This window comes from Undibacterium sp. FW305-107 (assembly GCF_058788535.1).
Genome location: NZ_JBYTAV010000001.1, coordinates 288,888 through 305,550, shown reverse-complemented (window position 1 = coordinate 305,550; position 16,663 = coordinate 288,888). Strand labels below are relative to the sequence as shown.

Here is a 16,663-nt window from a genome sequence, read left to right as displayed (position 1 = left end):
CATCCTGAAGAGTGCTGCAATCAGGCGCAGGCATTCCACTTTGCGGTGACTTTGGTCAATGAATAAATGGATAATCGCAGGGCGCATTGCAATGAGCCCTGCATTACTGCAATGATAGTAGTGAGATGATGATCGTGCGGTATATGGAATCGTCACGCAAGGTGATGCTAGCTGGTACGCCAGAGCGCTGATGCTGCATCATCTGTATGACGCAGCATTTGGTAATGTCGGTGAATCCAGCTTATCAAGTCAGCCAGTCAATTCAAATGGAAAGAATCAAAAAATGCCGCTATCTTGGGTGAATTTGCTTCGTCCTTGGGGGCGCCGGCTTCGATGATGTAGACGGTTTTTCCGACCAGGAAATAATCCACGCGCTTGACACCGCCCTTGGCAGACAGCATCAGGCTGCGGCCGGTGTTGCCTTCTACCCGTATGGTTTTTTCGTCGGTGATATTGATCTTGCCCTGGCTGACGATACTCTCCCTGAGCGTGTCGAGGAAGTATGTCGCATCAGCAGGTCGCACAGCCAGGTCGAAAGAGGTAATCCCATACTGCATCTTGCCAGCGCGCAGCGAGTAACTGTGGTTGTTGAAAACTCCTTCGGCTTTGGGGTTTGCCTGTTCTGTTGGTGTGCCCGGCATGCTGATGGTGTAGCGTTGATCAGGTGGTGAAAATTCGGCAACCGGGTCTTCTTTTGGGGGCTTGATAAACTTGCCCGACATCGCATACATGCAGGCGGTCAGCGCCAGGCTGACCAGGAAGATATTGCGCAGGTCATGGTTATCATCGGGAATGGCCTCGCGCGCGCCAAACAGGCCGACTTTATAGCCTTCTTCCTTGATCAGGGCAGTGGCTTTCATGTTGAAGACCACCATCAGGATGATGTTCACGATAGGGACAAAAGACAGCAGGAACATCAATGCTGTTTTGCCGCCAGACCAGCCCAGGCCGCCAGCAACGCGGAAGAAACCAAAGATGCTCATGATGATGGTCATCACGCTCAGGCAGAAAATCGACATCAATTCTGCACGGCTGCCATAATCAACATTCTTGGCCCAAGCTGCCAGCACAAAATAAGCCACAATGCCGAGGATGAGCAAGCGCTGGCCGCTGGCCAGGCGGCCTACTTCGTCACTGGCACCGTGGTGATGTTCAAACTGCACATTGCCTGCGGAGGAATTGTTGCCGCCGCTGCCGCCAACATCTCTGGTCCTGGCATTTGTGCTGCTGGCAGGTGTTGTGCTACCCGCCATGGCAGGAAACGCATTGATGTCCGTGCGGCTGAAGATCCAGTTATACACGGCACGGTTGATGGCAAACACGGAGGCTTTCGCCGTGATCGCAATCGAGACCAGCATGCTGTCGGTACGTATGCAGCAAATCAGCATATGGCTTTCTTCGTCATCGCCTGGCTGCTTGCCTTTGTACTCTGCCACGATACCCTGGATGCGGTTACCCCAGTTTTCACCCTTGATGATGCTGGGCTTGGCCACCTGCTGCATGTGCGGCAGTTCCTTGTCCACAATGTGCAGGCGCATGCCCACCCATTTTTCTATGGATATATGGTCGCGTGCAAAGCCATTGGCTTCGAGCTTGGTGCCGGTTGCCGGGTCCAGCAAATGCAGTGAGCGGCTGTTCTTGACTTCTTTCCAGCTGCCTGGCGCATAAAATTCCAGGTTCAGATTGGCATTGCGAAATGCTTTGGGATTCAGATTGGAAATGTCATGCCCCGTCAGTTCGCGCTGGCTGGATGGCGTGGCGACTGGCTCTGGTTTTTTTGCGGCGGGTTTATCCCAGTCTTCCAGACTCAGGGTGCCGGTGGCAGATGGACTTGGCCGACTTTGCGGCTTGGGGGCGAAAGGGTCAAATTCCATGTGGTTTATTTTTTAGTCGGTGGAATGGCACGCGTTTCGCCAAAATCAAAGCGTGGATTAAAACATTGGCCTTCTGCTTGTGTCAAATTGTTTCAGTGCTTTACAAGTCGATATAATTGCCATGCGGGAATGTTGGGCGAGGGTAGACCTTTACCCCAGACTTGTTGACAGCGATGATGGAAAACACGCAGACCCAGGACTCAATATATTGAGCCGCTTATGTATGTCGCTTATGTGCGTCGTGTATGGTGATGGTGAGCTAATGTGTGAGCAGCAATGTCCTACGGCGCATTGCAATGCGCCTTACGTCACGGCAATATTGGCGATGAGGATGTACCGAATTTTACGCCGCACGTGGTCATGCTGATGGCTAAACTTCTGTCGCTTCCACCAGCATTTCATCCACCACCCAGGTCTGCAGCCAGCCACCTATTTCACTGGCAATCTCTGGATTATTTTCTGCCGCCTGTTCACACACATCGGCAAAGCGCATGCCTGTTCCCAATTGCTGCAAGGCCTGGGCTTCTTCTGTACCCAATGACCTGAAATGCGCCTGCAACTGCTTGCGCCAGACCATCCACGCGGTCGCTTGCTCTGTGCACTCTGGCGCAGGCGGTGTGCTGTCTTCATTTAACGCCAGCCAGATCGCCACACTGTTCCATTGCATGGGGATGAATTGCAGCGAGTTGCTGGTGCGCAAACCCACGGTCTCCCAATCGCTGACTGTTGCCAGATCAGGCAGTGTCAGGATAGCGTGATCAGGCGCATCAAAGGACAGGCCCAGCGCCCATTCAAATTGCGCCAGCTCAGCGACTTGTGGGTGTTCGGCAAACTGCGTACGTAACTGCTGTGCAAATGCATCGCCAAACCAGCGCAGGTTGCGATAGTGAGAGGGATGGGTTTCTATGTACTGTGCACAGGCCTGATAAAATAATTCGTCACCCAGATATGCATGGGTCTTGCTGTAAGCCTCAGACAATGCATCGCGCAGGCGCAGGCGATAAGCCTGGTAATAAATGTCCAGCCGGGCATCACGCCCCAGGCCGGGTGTTTCGGCCAGGTGCCTGTGCATGCTGCCCGCATCGCGCTGGCCTAAAATAAATTGCTGGAAATCTGATTGCAGGGTCTGGGTCGCGTTCATCATTGTCACCTTTATGCCGCAATGGCTGGTGAAAGTATGTCGGCACAAATACGGCGAGCCTGATTGAGTTCAGCCACCAGCTCTGCCAGCGGCGGGATATTGTCATCACGCTCTATCATGCTGGGCACTGCACCAAAGCGGCGTATCGCCTGCGCATACAAGGCCCATACCGGGTCGGCGATGGGCTGGTCATGGGTATCGACAATATGCGTGCCGTGATCACTATGCCCGGCCAGGTGAATTTGCTGGACCCGGTCAAGGGGGATGCCGCGCAAATATGCCATCGCGTCAAAACCATGGTTGATGCTGCTGACGTAGATATTATTCACATCCAGCAAAATCATGCTGTCAGCCTGTTCGGCAATGGCGGCGACAAATTCCCATTCGGGCATGCTGTCGCTGCTGTATTGCAGATAGCTCGATACATTTTCCAGCACCAGCCTGCGCCCCAGCACATCCTGCACGCGGCGCACATTGCTGGCGACCAGGTCTATCGTTTCTTCGTTATATGGCAGCGGGAACAGGTCATGCATATTCTTGCCATGCACACCCGTCCAGCAGATATGGTCAGACACCCACATAGGCGCAACCCTGTCGATGAGCTTTTTCAAGTCACGCAGGTAGTCATCCGTCGGGCCTTCTGCCGTGCCTATCGACATCGAAACGCCGTGCATGACCACGGGGTAATCAGCGCGTATGGCATCGAGCATCGCCAGTGGTTTGCCACCGGGCACCATATAGTTTTCAGACAAGATCTCGAACCAGTCCACAGCCGGTTTATCGGCCAGTATGGACAGATAATGGTCGGTACGCAAACCCAGGCCAAAGCTGGAAGAGGTGAGGGGATTTGTCATGATGAATGTGTGTAGAGTGGAAACAGAAAATGCGCTGACCATGATAGTCAGCGCATTTCATCAATCAATAAGGATTATTTATCCAGATCAATGATCTTGCCGCCTTTGGCCAGGCACTGACCAGCAGCTACCGCTACAAAGCCATGGCCTTTGCAAGAATTTTGGCCTTTGCATGCGTTTTCTGCTGTTTTGCAATCGCTAGTACCTTTGCAACTGTTGATGCCAGAACAATGTACCTTGTCACCAGCGCTGATCGTGCTTGTGCCAGCAACAGCAAAGCCAGACAAAGCCAGAGTAGCGGCAGCAGCAGCGATCAGGGCACCAGTTTGGATAGATTTTTTCATGATGTGTTCTCCGTAAAATATAAAATAAGTGAAGGTAATTAATTACTATTTAAGTGCTATTGAAAGTCAAACCAAGTTCTTTGCCTGCCTTATCGTCAGCATCAACAAGCAGAACTTAAGCATCAGTCGGACGGATTTCAGATTACTTACACTTCTTTTTAAAATATTTTAAAAAAATTTTTGGAGAGGAAAAACCAGGAAATGTGGGCATACCCTGCACACCAATAAGATGCCGTATATCAATATTGATAAACTAGCGGGTCAGTGTGCACGGAACTGCATATCGAAGCCATAACTGTAGGGCGCATTGCAATGCGCCCTACATCACGGGGATGATGAAAACGGATACTGGTTTGCGTGATACGCTACACTCACGATTTATTTAATTCTTGCCGTAAGCATGTCTGAGCACATACCCACACGACAATCCGACAATGCCGCTGAATTCGTCGCCGAAATCGATGACGTCTTTGGCCGCATTGCCAGCCGCTATGACAGTCTGTGTGACCTGTTCAGCTTTGGCATACACCGTACCTGGAAGCGCCGCGTCGCCGACATCATCGCGCAGGAAGAATGGCAAACCCTGCTCGATGGCGCAACCGGCACAGGTGACATCATGTTGCGCGTGCTGGCAAAACAGCTACCCGCCAGCCGCCACATCATCGCCTCTGATATCAGCCCGCAAATGCTGGCGATTGCGCAAGGCAAGCTGGGCCAGCATAGAGAGCAAGTGCGGCTGTGTCAGTTGGATATGCACAGCATGCCTGATATTGCCAGCGGCAGTGTCGATGCTTATTCGATTTCACTGGGCCTCAAAATTTGCCAGCGCCACCTGGCCCTGCAAGAAGCCCTGCGCGTCCTGCGCCCTGGTGGCCGCCTGATCATATTAGAAGCTTCCAACATCCGCCCCGCATGGCTGCATAGCGCTTACCTGACCTATATGTCCATCTGCACCCCCATCATCGCATGGATAGCCACCGGCGGCGATGCCTCGGCTTACAAATATCTGCTGCAAGGCGTACGCGAATTCCCAGGCGCAGAACAACTCGCTGCCGAGATGCAGGATATGGGCTTTAGCGATATCCAGTTTGAAAGACTGTCGTTGGGGATAGTGGCAGTGCATACGGCGCGGAAGCCGGGGTGACGAGCGGAGCCAGGGTAGGTACGATTAGATCGCGTAATCGTACGCATGTTGAGCTTTGAAATTACAAAAATATATAGAACAGCCATGCCTTAATCTGCCGGAAGAACAAAAATTTTACTCATGCAATTTCCCATGAAAATCAGTTTTGAAAATAGCAGGATTTTGCTGACATGCGTACGATTACGCTGCGCTAATCGTACCTACGATACTAAACTAAACAGACTCCCGTCATTCCGCATTTGTAAGGATTAATTTGATCGTATAGTATCCAGGATTGATGGTAATTCGCCTGTGTCTGATTCACTCCTATTTTTTAAACAGAGCCCAGAATTTATGGTAGCTAACGTATCTCAATGTGCAAATTGCGGCGCTCTTCTGGCCGCGCCCAATGCGGTTTGTCTGCACTGCGAACCAGAATTTACAGCACCAAATACAGCACAGGATACTGGCAAGTACCGGTGCCCGGATTGCGCCTGCCGTTTTGACCAGGCTGCTGTTGCACTCTGGCCGCCGCATGTGAAATGGTACTGGCCACAATCCTATAAGCTGCAATGCCCGCATTGCCAGGTGTTCCTCAGGGACAGGACTATCCCGTACAGGAGCAAGGCAGAATTGGCCGCGCTTCCTCTTCTCATCATCCTGTCTGCTTTCTCCCTCTGGCGACCTGGTACGCAGATTATCTTGCTTGCTTTGCTGATGGTGGCAGAGTTTGTACGCTGGCGGGCAGCGAAAAAAATAGTTTTTGCGGAAGAAGACAGATATGTCGGTGACAAATCAGGGACGTCAATGTAACAAGTTTGGCGTAAGCACATAGAGGCATGGCTCACTCAAGCATTGCCGTGACGTAGGGCGTATCGCAATGCACCGCTGTGCGCGTCGTACACGGCACAGATATTCTTCCCCGGTATGCGGTGATCTCATACGACGCATTATAATGCGCCCTACATCACGGCGATGATGCAATTCAGTGTGGAGCAACGCGCTCAGTTTGTTTACTTGTTGTCTCAGGTGTTCGCCAGACTTTCAGATGCCTGATCCGTTTGCCTCGCCTCCGCAATAATCCAGTCCCTGAACACCTGAACTTCGGCGCGTGGCGAAGATGATTCGTCGATGAGCCAGTAGGCATAGTCGCTATTGCCCAGGCGGGTGTCATCCATTGCCACCAGGCGGCCATCCTTTAGCATGGGTTGTATCAGCGCGGCGCGGCCCAGGGCGATGCCGTGCCCTTCCAGGGCGGCGTGGATGACCTGGTCGTACTGGTTGAGATGCAGGTAGGCCTTGGGTTTTGCGTCTGGCCTGATGCTGAGCAGGCCGGTGGCGGTCAGCCAGTCTGACCAGCGTAGCCAGGGCAGGGCGCGCTCATCAAGTTCCAGCAAGACTTCATTCAGCAAGGCCTGCGGATGGGCAAACGCGCGGGCGGCGATTTTTGGGCAGGCCACGGGCATGACCTTTTCACCGAAGAGCCTGATCGCATGCGCTGGCACATCTGCCGCGCGGGCATAGCGTATTGCCAGGTCCAGGCCTTCTTTCTTCAAATCCAGCGTGCGGTTGTTGGCGGAGACACGCACGTCGATATTCGGATGCGCTTCCTGGAACGCGCCCAGCCTTGGCAATATCCACAAACCTGTGACGCTGATGGACGCAGTCATGGTCACCGCCTGCAACTGCCCCTGTTGTTGCAGGGACATGCTGTAGGCAGCCAGCTTGTCCAGCCAGGGCGAGGCCAGTTGCAGCAGTTGCTCGCCCGCCGGGGTCAGGGCGATGGCGCGGTGTTTGCGTATCAACAGTTTGCTGCCCAGATGTTCTTCCAGGCTTTGTATCTGGCGGCTGACGGCAGATTGCGTCAGGCACAGGTCTTCCGCCGCCATGGTAATGCTCATGCGCCGGGCAACGGCGACAAAACCACGGATGGCGTCGAGCGGCGGCAAGTGAAGTAAGGGGTTACTCATGATACTCATGAATATAGTTCATGCAAGACATGCACAAATTACGTTTGTACATCACTCTTCTACCTATAAAATGGACAGCATGATGTTTGATGAGATGCATTCTATCGCATGAGCATAAAACATGTTGGCTGCCGGGGCAGCCCCAATTTTGAGGTGCAGGTAATGCCAGGAATGTTCAGTCAGTTTCCACAACAACGCCCCGTCCTGACCGCTCTGGCATTGTCGCTGGGGGCGGCAATTGCATTGGGCCTGTCGCGCTTTTCTTACGGCCTGCTGCTGCCACCCATGCGCACCGACCTGGGCTGGTCTTATCTGCTGGCAGGGGTGATGAATACCGGCAACGCACTCGGCTATTTTCTGGGTGCGCTGATCACGCCCATGTTGATGCGGCGTTGTCGTGCGCACAGCCTGCTGACGGGTGGCGCCGTGCTGACGGGCATATTCATGCTGGTGTCAGGCATGGTCACTGCAACCGGCTTTTTGCTGCTGCAACGCATACTGGCAGGCATCTCCAGCGCACTGATTTTTATTGCGGGTGGCGTATTGATCTCGCGCCTGGGTGGCTTGCATGCTGCGCGTGCGGGTTTGCTGATAGGGCTGTATTACGGCGGCACGGGCTTTGGCATTACCCTGTCTGCCCTGCTGGTTCCTGCCACGCTGGCAGCGGCACAGGCACAGCATGTCGAGCATGCCTGGCAGTGGCCGTGGCTGACGATGGGCGCAGTCTGCCTGCTGGCGACCATCGTCATGAGTCTGCCTGTCCGGGCCATACAGGATTTGCCTGGCCAGGCGGGGGCCAGAAGCGCGTTCAGTATCAGGGCGTTTGGTTTTGGCCTGGCGGGCTATTTCATGTTTGGCGCAGGCTACATAGGCTATATGACCTTTGTCGTCGCCCTGTTGAAAGAACAGGGTATGCCTGCGCCAGCCATCACTGGTTTTTATTCCTTGCTTGGGCTGGCGGTGCTGGCCTCGTCGCGCATCTGGGCAGGCATGCTGGACCGTTATAAGGGTGGGCAGTCACTCGCTATTCTGACTTCGCTGGCGGGTCTGGCGGCATTGCTGCCCGCACTGAGTAGCAATGTCTTCGCCGTGTTTGCATCCGGCATTTTGTTTGGCGCAGTGTTTTTGTCAGCAGTGGCATCCACCACCGCGCTGGTGCGGCACAATGCCAGGCCAGCAGCATGGTCTGCTGGTATCAGCGCCTTCACCACCGTGTTTGCATTGGGCCAGATCGTCGGCCCCACCATCGTAGGCTGGATAGCCGACGGCACTGGCGGGCTGGAACGTGGCCTGATATTTTCTGGCCTGACGCTGTTTGTCGGCGGCATCCTCGCATGGCAGCAAAAGCCTGTGCAAAGTATGGATGCATGATCATGGATGTGACGGCGATGCTTGCAAAGGGATTGCGCAGGGCGCGTTGCAATGCGCCGCATGTGTGTGTTGCGAACGGTGCAGATTTTATACAGTGATGCAATGATGCAATGAAGTAAGCATTGCAAAATTTCTTATCAAGGCCAAGCTTCTAAAAAGCCACCAAGTCGCTTACCATATCCAAAATATGCATTCAACATTACTTAGATATAATCTCATTGAAGTGTTCACACCACGTAGAACTCCACATAGACAACCGCTATCACTCACTAACAAGGCTGATCAATGAAAGCACCAGGACTGCAAGCGCTACCCCACTTCTTTATACTGCTGATGCTGGCCTTGCTTGCACCGACAGCGTCGGCAGCAACGCCAGCAAGGGCAGCAACTGAGACGGCAGCGATTTTTAAAGACAAGCCCTACAGCCTTGATTTGAGCGAGATCGAAGCACTGGACCCCCAACCTCTGGAAATTTCTGAATTCTCCCCTGAACCGAACCAGATACAGGGAGTGAAAATTGTATCAAAGGGGCGCATATTCCCTTTCACCTATGAAGTAATCACCTTGCCGCCACCAGTTGATGGCGACAGCGCAGAGTTATTAAAAACGATCAAGAGTGCGCTTGATAAGCACGAAGACATTATTTTGTCGACACTGCAACACAGCAAATTCCTGGGCAATTTCCTGCATTATTTCCATCAGGTGTCAGTCAACGACAAGCCGCATCATGTGTCGTCAAACTATATCTTTGTCAACGGCAAAACGACCTATCATATCGTTGGTACAAGCTATGCCCCCATGGTGATGCCGAGAGAAAAAGGTTGGGGACCACCTGCACCTGACAAAAATGCAGACAGTGAAGCGAGGCTTTTGTTGAGGGCGATGCGGTTTAAGTGAAACCATGGCTTGTGAACGCTTGAATGATGAGTGAATACTTTTTAGCCTGTCGTGACGATTAGCGAAACCCGATCGCATGCATGATTATCTGTATGCATTAGTCGTACATGCATCACGCCATATCGTTGTATATCGTAGCCAGAATTGTAGCAAGTAGGGTGCGTTATAACGCACCAATTAGCGCACCGCATTTCAATTTCAGAAATCACATGCTCTACGGCGCATCCATGGTGCGTTATAACGCACCCTACAAAAAAGGGATGGCACACTTTACGCGCGCCATCCCTGCAAGCACTACCAATCAAATCCTGGCCTTAACTATTCGCCACCCTCGCCAACACAGGTTCGTGTTCCTGATAAGACTCATTCGCTGGTACACCGGTGGCAACAGGCTCTTTGCCTTCTTCCCATTTCGCCACGACCGAGGTCGCAATGCTATTACCCAGCACATTGGTCGCTGTCCTGCCCATGTCGAGGAACTGGTCTACGCCCATGATCAGCAAGAGGCCTGCTTCTGGCAGGTTGAACATGGGCAGCACTGCGGCCACCACCACCAGTGAAGCGCGGGAGACGCCTGCCATACCTTTGCTTGACACCATCAGCACCAGCAAGATAGTGATTTGCTGCGACAGGCTCATCTCTATGCCATAGGCCTGGGCGATGAACATCACGGCAAAGGCCTGGTAGACCATGGAACCATCAAGATTGAAGGAATAACCCAGCGGCAGCACAAAGCCGGTGATCTTGCTGTTGACGCCGAATTTTTCCAGCTGCTCTATGGTCTTGGGATAAGACGCTTCACTGCTGGCGGTAGAAAACGCAATGATCATCGGTTCCTTGATCAGGCCTATCAGGCGGAACACATCGCGTCCCAAAAACAAAAAGCCCACGCCTATCAAGATCACCCACAACACTGCCAGCGCCAGGAAGAAAGTGCCGAGGAACTTGCCATACGTGACCAGTACCTCCAGACCCTGCACCGTAATTGCCGCAGCCACGGCAGCGAACACACCTATAGGTGCAAAGCGCATGACATAGTCAGTGATCTTCAACATGGTATTGGCGGTTTCTTCTATCGCGTTAACCAGCACGCGCGGGCCGTTGCCTTTGAGTGAAGACAGGGCGAAACCAAAGAAGATGGAAAACACCAGTATCTGCAAAATCTCGTTATTACCCATCGCTTCAAAGAAGCTGCGCGGGAATACATGCGTCAAAAAGTCCTTGAAGTTCAGTGACGAAGTCGCCAGCTTGGTGGTCGCATTCACATCAGGCAAAGTCAGTGCCAGCGAACGGCCAGGTTCAAAGATGTTAGAGAACAGCAAGCCTATCGCCAGCGAAATCAGCGATGCGCTGATGAACCAGGTCATGGCTTTCAAGCCCACCCGACCTATCGAACCAGAATCACTATGCGCCATGCCCGCCACCAGGGTAGTGAACACCAGCGGTGCGATAATCATCTTGATGAGACGTAAAAAGATGTCAGTGACGATGCTGAAGTAACCGGCAATGGTCTTGGCGTGCGCTGCATCTGCTGCATAGCGGTGGCAGATGTAGCCAGTGATCAGCCCCAGCACCATGCCGGTGATGATCCATGTGGTCAGTCTGTTTTTTTTCATTTGTCTCTCCTAAGGTTTTGTTTGATCAATTCTGTCGCGGATATCCTTGTGCCTTATTTGGCAATCATGGTTTCGCCTATCTCGACCTGGCGTGGCATCGTCAGTCTTTGCGGTTGCAGGATTTCCTTCAACTGCGCTTCAGTCAGTAGTTTCTTTTCCAGCACCAGGCTGTAGACGCTTTTGCCACTCAGCAGGGCTTGTTGTGCCACTTCGGTGGCGGCGCTGTAACCGATATAGGGGTTGAGGGCGGTGACTATGCCTATGGAGTTTTCTACGATTTCGCGCAGGCGTTCATGGTTGGCAGTGATGCCATCAACACAGCGTTCTGCCAGCACCATGCAGCCGTTGGACAAGTGCGAGACACTCTTGAACAGGCTGTGCGCGATGATGGGTTCAAAGGCATTTAACTGCAACTGGCCAGCTTCTGCCGCAAAGCTGATGGTCACATCATTGCCTATCACCTCAAAGGCAATCTGGTTCACTACTTCAGGTATCACAGGGTTGACCTTGCCCGGCATGATGCTGGAACCGGCCTGCACGGCAGGCAGATTGATTTCACCAAAACCCGCACGCGGGCCGCTGGATAAAAGGCGCAAGTCATTGCACATCTTCGACAGCTTGACGGCAACGCGCTTCAACACGCCCGACAACTGCACAAACGAACCCACATCCTGCGTTGCTTCTATCAGGTTGGGCGAAGTGGAGAGCGGTATGCCGGTAATATCCTTCAAAGCCTGGCACACCAGCCGCGCATAATCCGGGTGGGTATTGATGCCCGTGCCTATCGCGGTTGCACCGAGGTTGACTTCACACATCAGCTTGGCAGCTTCACGCAGGCGCTCCTGGTCTTCATCTATCATCACTGCGTAGGTGCTGAACTCTTGCCCCAGCGTCATTGGCACGGCATCCTGCAATTGCGTGCGGCCCATCTTCAGCACATCCTTGAATTCCAGCGCCTTGTTATGGAAGGAAGTCTTCAACACCTCCATTGCACTGACCAGTCGCAGGATGCCCTGGTAAGCCGCAATCCGCAAGGCTGTGGGGTAGACATCATTAGTACTCTGGCTCAGGTTGACCTGTTCATTCGGGTGCAGGATCTTGTAGCTGCCGCGAGCATGGCCCAGCTCTTCCAGCGCGATATTGGTGATGACTTCATTCGCATTCATATTGGTGGAAGTACCCGCGCCGCCCTGTATCACGTCCACCACAAAATGCGCATGGAACTTGCCCGTACGGATTTTTTCACAGGCGCTGATGATGGCCTTGCTATGTTCATCACTGACCAGCCCCAGCCCGTGGTTGGCTATTACCGCAGCCTGCTTGACACTGGCCAGTGCCGCCACCAGCTCAGGGTAACTGGAGATGGGCGTGCCGGTTATCGGGAAGTTTTCAATCGCGCGCAAGGTGTGCACGCCATAATAGGCATCCGCCGGTACGGCACGGTCGCCGAGCAAATCGTGCTCTATTCTGGTCGCTGGTGTAGACAAAATAAACTCCTGGTGGTTGCGTGGTTGCGTGGGCTGGTAGGGTTTGCATGCATTTCATCAGACGATGAATTGGCCATGAATAGGCCAAGAATTGCCGATGGATGCACTACGCAACGCAGTGTAGGGAATTAAATTGTTCTAACTATTCTGATTACGCATACTTTGATGCGGTGACAGAATGTAGGGGGAAATGCCGGGGTTTGTTTCAGGGATTGCAGTAGAGGTGCAAAATAGTTTGCAGATTTGCGAGGTGGCGGTGATGGGTGTTTGCAGGGGAGATATGGTGTGAGGAGGCGGTGCGCAATACGTAATATTCAATACGCACCGTCTCCTCTGATTCGAAGTTATTTCAGGATGCCGGTAAACTTCACCGGCATCCTGGAACAAGCCAGTTTAAGGATAGATAGGATCAGTCGTCCAGCTGGACCATGGGCTGGCCCCGACGCTGGTGATGGTCTTCACGTGACAGAAGAAAGGTGTACCACTGGGCAGGTTCGGTATGATGATAGGGGACGCCGAGCCAGTGGCAAAAACACCGCCGCAGGCAGCCGTGTAATTGACCAGGGTGCCCGATCCCAATGCACCTGGAGTAAAGTACACCGTCGCCTGACCAGGAACACTGGTGGCTGTGCCTATGGTAGGTGCGGTTGGCAATACTGGCGGTAGCGTTGGCGTTACCGAAGCCGACACCGCAGACCAAGCACCCGCACCTACGCTGCTGGTGGTCTGCACGCGGCAGGTGTATGCCGTGCCATTCGTCAGGCCAGTGACCACGATAGGCGACGCACTGCCATTGACAGATACACTGCCGCAAGATGCCGTGTACCTGACCAGTGTGCCAGATCCCAAAGTACCGGGATTGAACGACACCGTGACCGCGCCATCACCAGCGACAACCGAACTGATGGCAGGCGCAGCAGGCAATGTCGCCGCCGTTGGTGTCACCGAAGCAGACACCGCTGACCATGCACCCGTACCCACGCTGCTGGTGGTCTGCACGCGGCAGGTATATGCCGTACCATTCGTCAGGCCAGTGACCACGATAGGCGATGCACTGCCATTGACAGATACACTGCCACAAGATGCCGTGTACCTGACCAGTGTGCCAGAACCCAAAGCACCGGGATTGAAGGACACTGTAACAGCCGCATTACCAGCCATCACAGAGCTGATGGCAGGTGCAGCAGGCAATATTGCTGCCGATGGTGTCACCGAAGCAGACACCGCTGACCATGGGCTGCTGCCGACACTGCTGGTAGTCTGCACACGGCAGGTGTAAGCAGTGCCATTCGTCAGGCCAGTGACCGTGATAGGTGACGCGCTACCCGTGACCGAGATGCTGCCGCAGGATGCCGTATACCTGACCAGGGTGCCCGATCCCAGTGCACCTGGATTGAACGACACTTTGACATTGGCATTGCCAGCAACAACAGAACTGATGGCCGGTGCAGCAGGCAGAACTGGTGTCGCCGTTGGCGTTACCGAAGCGGATACCGCCGACCAGGCGCTGCTACCCACACTGCTGTTGGTCTTGACGCGGCAGGTGTAGGCTGTGCCGTTAGTCAGGCCGGTCACATTGATAGGTGAGCCGTTGCCGTTGACAGTAACACTGCCGCAAGTAGCCGTGTAATTGACCAGAGTACCCGACCCCAGTGCACCGGGGTTGAATGCCACCGTGACACTGCCATTACCCGGCAAGACCGAGCTGATGGCAGGCGCACCCGGCACCGTGGCAGCACTGGCTGCAGCCTGCACCAGGTTGTTACAGATGGGGGCAGTATGGGCGATGTTGATGGCAGTGAAGCAGACCTTGTAGTTGAGCGCAGACGTGCTGCTGTTTGCCGTCAGGGTGATGCCGATCGACTGTGTATTACCGCCGAAGGCAGTGCCGTTCACCGTCCATGCATAGGTCGATATATCATTGGCACAAGCAGCTTGCGCAGTGACCGTGCCGCCGCTGGCTGGCAGGGTGGCAGCAGTCAGGTTAACGCCTGAACAAACCGGTGCCTGATACACACGCTTGACGTTGGTCGAAAAATACTTGCCCGTAAACCTGTCATCGAGTTCAGACGCCTGGTCCCAGCCCCACACGACCAGGCCGGTATAGTTGAGCCCGGCGATACCCATGGTGCTCATGATGCTCTTGAAGTCGTTTTCCATGCCGACAGACCAGTTGGGAGGAGGAGCGACGTCATGCGCAAAAGGCCCAAAACCCTGCACCACCAGCCATCTCTCCATAGTGTTGAAAGGGGCAGTGGTTTTCATGTAGTTGGCGAACCAGTTGGCGGCATTGAAGGCACTGTTGCGGGCAGCTATATCAAATGAACTGATGTAGATATCGGACGATAGCCATTGCAGGCTGATGCTGACGCCGCCGGTTGGTGTCAGTAGTTTTTTCATCGCATCCATCATCTGCGGCTGCTTGCTCTGCAAGCCAACCAGATTCAGCCCGAACTTTGCCCACGGCAATTTTCTCTGCATCATGGCGATACCCAGGCGCAGGGCAGTGATCTCATCTTCCAGTGCCTGACCTTGCACCATGTCGTCATTATTCCAGAATGGCTCGTCGACAATCGAAATCCTGGCACCCGATGCAAACAACTGCGGATACTGCGCCACGGCGTTGTTGAGGACCTGCTCTGCATCAGGCCTGAGCGAATAAGAGCCACCTCTGAGAGGCCGGTCAAAAATCGGGATACTGACAACCGGAATACGACCCTGCTGCAAGACTTGCAGCGCTGTATTGTAATTACCGGTGACGTAGTACTGACCGCTAAAACTCTGCTTGGACAAATAGTCCGGGTCATCGATCGTGTTGCCATAATTCAGATCAGTTTTTTCTGAATTGAAGAAGCGGCTGGACACCAGGTTTGGATACCCGGTCTGGCAATCCTTCATGAAGATTTCAGAAGTGCATTGACCACTGCTGCACGAAGTAATGATTGCCGGGACCCTGGCCGGTGTACCGCAAACGGCATTCATCTGCGGGCTTTCCAGGACAGGGATGCTGTTCCAATAATCGCCTGGAAAGGTCGAATAACATGCCCAGTCGGGTGCAGTGGCATTCGGGTTGAGCTTCAGGCACTCGCGCGTGACACCACCATATTTCGCGAGATCACGATCTATGCCCGGGTTTGCCGCTAGCGGATCAGAAGGCGTCCCCGGGTTTGCCCCTACGTTAGTAGGGTGTTTGACCCTGTGCATAGGTGCCAGCACACCACTGACCAGTACGCTGGTTGGTACGTCACCGGCCATGCTCAGTATCGGCGAACCAGGAAGCGGGTTCCTGAAATAGTCCGTTGCAACGACATCTGTGCTCGCTGCACCGACTTCGCCTATCTGGAAATAGTAATTGCCCACATCATCCTGCCCCAACTGGGTGGCAACCACCTGGATGCCATTGGCATTGACTGTTGAGGGCAGCTTCACTGTTACATAATTACCTGCTGCCGGCATGGTGACATTGGCATAACTGTTCGCCAGGTTCCAGTTGCTGCCATCACTCCAGTACACATTGAATGCAGTAGGGAAGCCCAGCGTGCGCCCGCCCGCATAACGGGGATACAGCTTGATGGTATTAACAGGATGAAAACCGTCAAACCAGTAAGCCAGCCATTCCTGGTGGTTGGGGTCGGCATAGCCATTACTGGTCCAGACGGTGCCTGGGTTATTGTCATATAAATTGGTATTGGGCCAAAGTGCCGATGAAGTCGCCACCCTGGTAACGGGCCAGCTTTGCGCCATCGCATTGTGGGTGAAAAAAGAAACTGCAAAAGCAAGCAAGAATAATTTCAAGACTTTTTTCATAGAATATGTTCCATGTATATTGACACGCCAGTCCCCTTGTCAGCGCAAAAACAAACTCCGTCTGACAGGAACGGACCGGTGGAATGGGCTGCAATCGACAACAAATGAGAAAAAACGGGAAAGCATTAAAGCGATGTTGGCGAAGATTTACTGCATAGCGGCAGCAATTCCATCCTGCT

At 53.6% G+C, this 16,663-nt stretch carries 12 protein-coding genes; 4 read left to right on the top strand and 8 right to left on the bottom strand.

The window, feature by feature from the left end; genetic code table 11:
- Positions 1–257: 257 nt before the first annotated feature.
- The 4 genes from AC3WQT_RS01425 to bufA2 all read right to left on the bottom strand — a co-directional run bounded on the left by AC3WQT_RS01425 (position 258) and on the right by bufA2 (position 4,213).
- Entirely contained in the window at positions 258–1,874 is a 1,617-nt protein-coding gene (locus tag AC3WQT_RS01425; protein WP_492701531.1) for a hypothetical protein, read from the bottom strand.
- A gap of 370 nt (positions 1,875–2,244) precedes the next feature.
- The gene (locus AC3WQT_RS01420) at positions 2,245–3,018 is read right to left on the bottom strand and encodes an HvfC/BufC family peptide modification chaperone (protein ID WP_492701529.1); all 774 of its coding nucleotides are present in this window, start codon (positions 3,016–3,018) and stop codon (positions 2,245–2,247) included.
- 8 nt (positions 3,019–3,026) lie between these two features.
- The gene (bufB, locus tag AC3WQT_RS01415) at positions 3,027–3,869 is read right to left on the bottom strand and encodes an MNIO family bufferin maturase (RefSeq protein ID WP_492701527.1); all 843 of its coding nucleotides are present in this window, start codon (positions 3,867–3,869) and stop codon (positions 3,027–3,029) included.
- Between the two features lie 74 nt (positions 3,870–3,943).
- On the bottom strand, positions 3,944–4,213 hold the full coding sequence (gene bufA2, locus AC3WQT_RS01410) for a BufA2 family periplasmic bufferin-type metallophore (RefSeq protein ID WP_492701525.1): 270 nt from the start codon (positions 4,211–4,213) through the stop codon (positions 3,944–3,946).
- A 400-nt stretch (positions 4,214–4,613) separates the two neighbouring features.
- Between bufA2 and AC3WQT_RS01405 the strand changes: the two genes are divergently transcribed.
- A complete protein-coding gene (locus tag AC3WQT_RS01405; protein ID WP_492701523.1) occupies positions 4,614–5,357 on the top strand; it encodes a ubiquinone/menaquinone biosynthesis methyltransferase in 744 nt (247 codons plus the stop codon).
- A gap of 333 nt (positions 5,358–5,690) precedes the next feature.
- Complete coding sequence (locus AC3WQT_RS01400) at positions 5,691–6,149, top strand: hypothetical protein (RefSeq protein ID WP_492701521.1); 459 nt, start codon at positions 5,691–5,693, stop codon at positions 6,147–6,149.
- A 212-nt stretch (positions 6,150–6,361) separates the two neighbouring features.
- Here the strand turns inward: AC3WQT_RS01400 and AC3WQT_RS01395 are convergent, their stop codons facing one another.
- A complete protein-coding gene (locus AC3WQT_RS01395; protein ID WP_492701519.1) occupies positions 6,362–7,306 on the bottom strand; it encodes a LysR substrate-binding domain-containing protein in 945 nt (314 codons plus the stop codon).
- A 162-nt stretch (positions 7,307–7,468) separates the two neighbouring features.
- Between AC3WQT_RS01395 and AC3WQT_RS01390 the strand changes: the two genes are divergently transcribed.
- Together AC3WQT_RS01390 and AC3WQT_RS01385 are read left to right on the top strand one after the other, a co-directional pair.
- Entirely contained in the window at positions 7,469–8,677 is a 1,209-nt protein-coding gene (locus AC3WQT_RS01390; RefSeq protein WP_492701517.1) for a YbfB/YjiJ family MFS transporter, read from the top strand.
- 285 nt (positions 8,678–8,962) lie between these two features.
- Positions 8,963–9,574, top strand: a complete 612-nt coding sequence (locus AC3WQT_RS01385) for a hypothetical protein (RefSeq protein ID WP_492701515.1) — start codon at positions 8,963–8,965, stop codon at positions 9,572–9,574.
- 314 nt (positions 9,575–9,888) lie between these two features.
- Here AC3WQT_RS01385 and AC3WQT_RS01380 read toward each other — a convergent pair whose 3' ends face one another.
- The 3 genes from AC3WQT_RS01380 to AC3WQT_RS01370 form a co-directional block, all read right to left on the bottom strand.
- Positions 9,889–11,190: a dicarboxylate/amino acid:cation symporter gene (locus tag AC3WQT_RS01380; RefSeq protein WP_492701513.1), complete on the bottom strand. Its 1,302-nt coding sequence runs from the start codon at positions 11,188–11,190 to the stop codon at positions 9,889–9,891.
- A gap of 53 nt (positions 11,191–11,243) precedes the next feature.
- Positions 11,244–12,677 (bottom strand): aspartate ammonia-lyase, encoded by a 1,434-nt coding sequence (gene aspA, locus AC3WQT_RS01375; RefSeq protein WP_492701511.1) that lies wholly within the window; start codon positions 12,675–12,677, stop codon positions 11,244–11,246.
- Between the two features lie 393 nt (positions 12,678–13,070).
- The gene (locus AC3WQT_RS01370; protein ID WP_492701509.1) at positions 13,071–16,484 is read right to left on the bottom strand and encodes a discoidin domain-containing protein; all 3,414 of its coding nucleotides are present in this window, start codon (positions 16,482–16,484) and stop codon (positions 13,071–13,073) included.
- Positions 16,485–16,663: the final 179 nt, after the last annotated feature.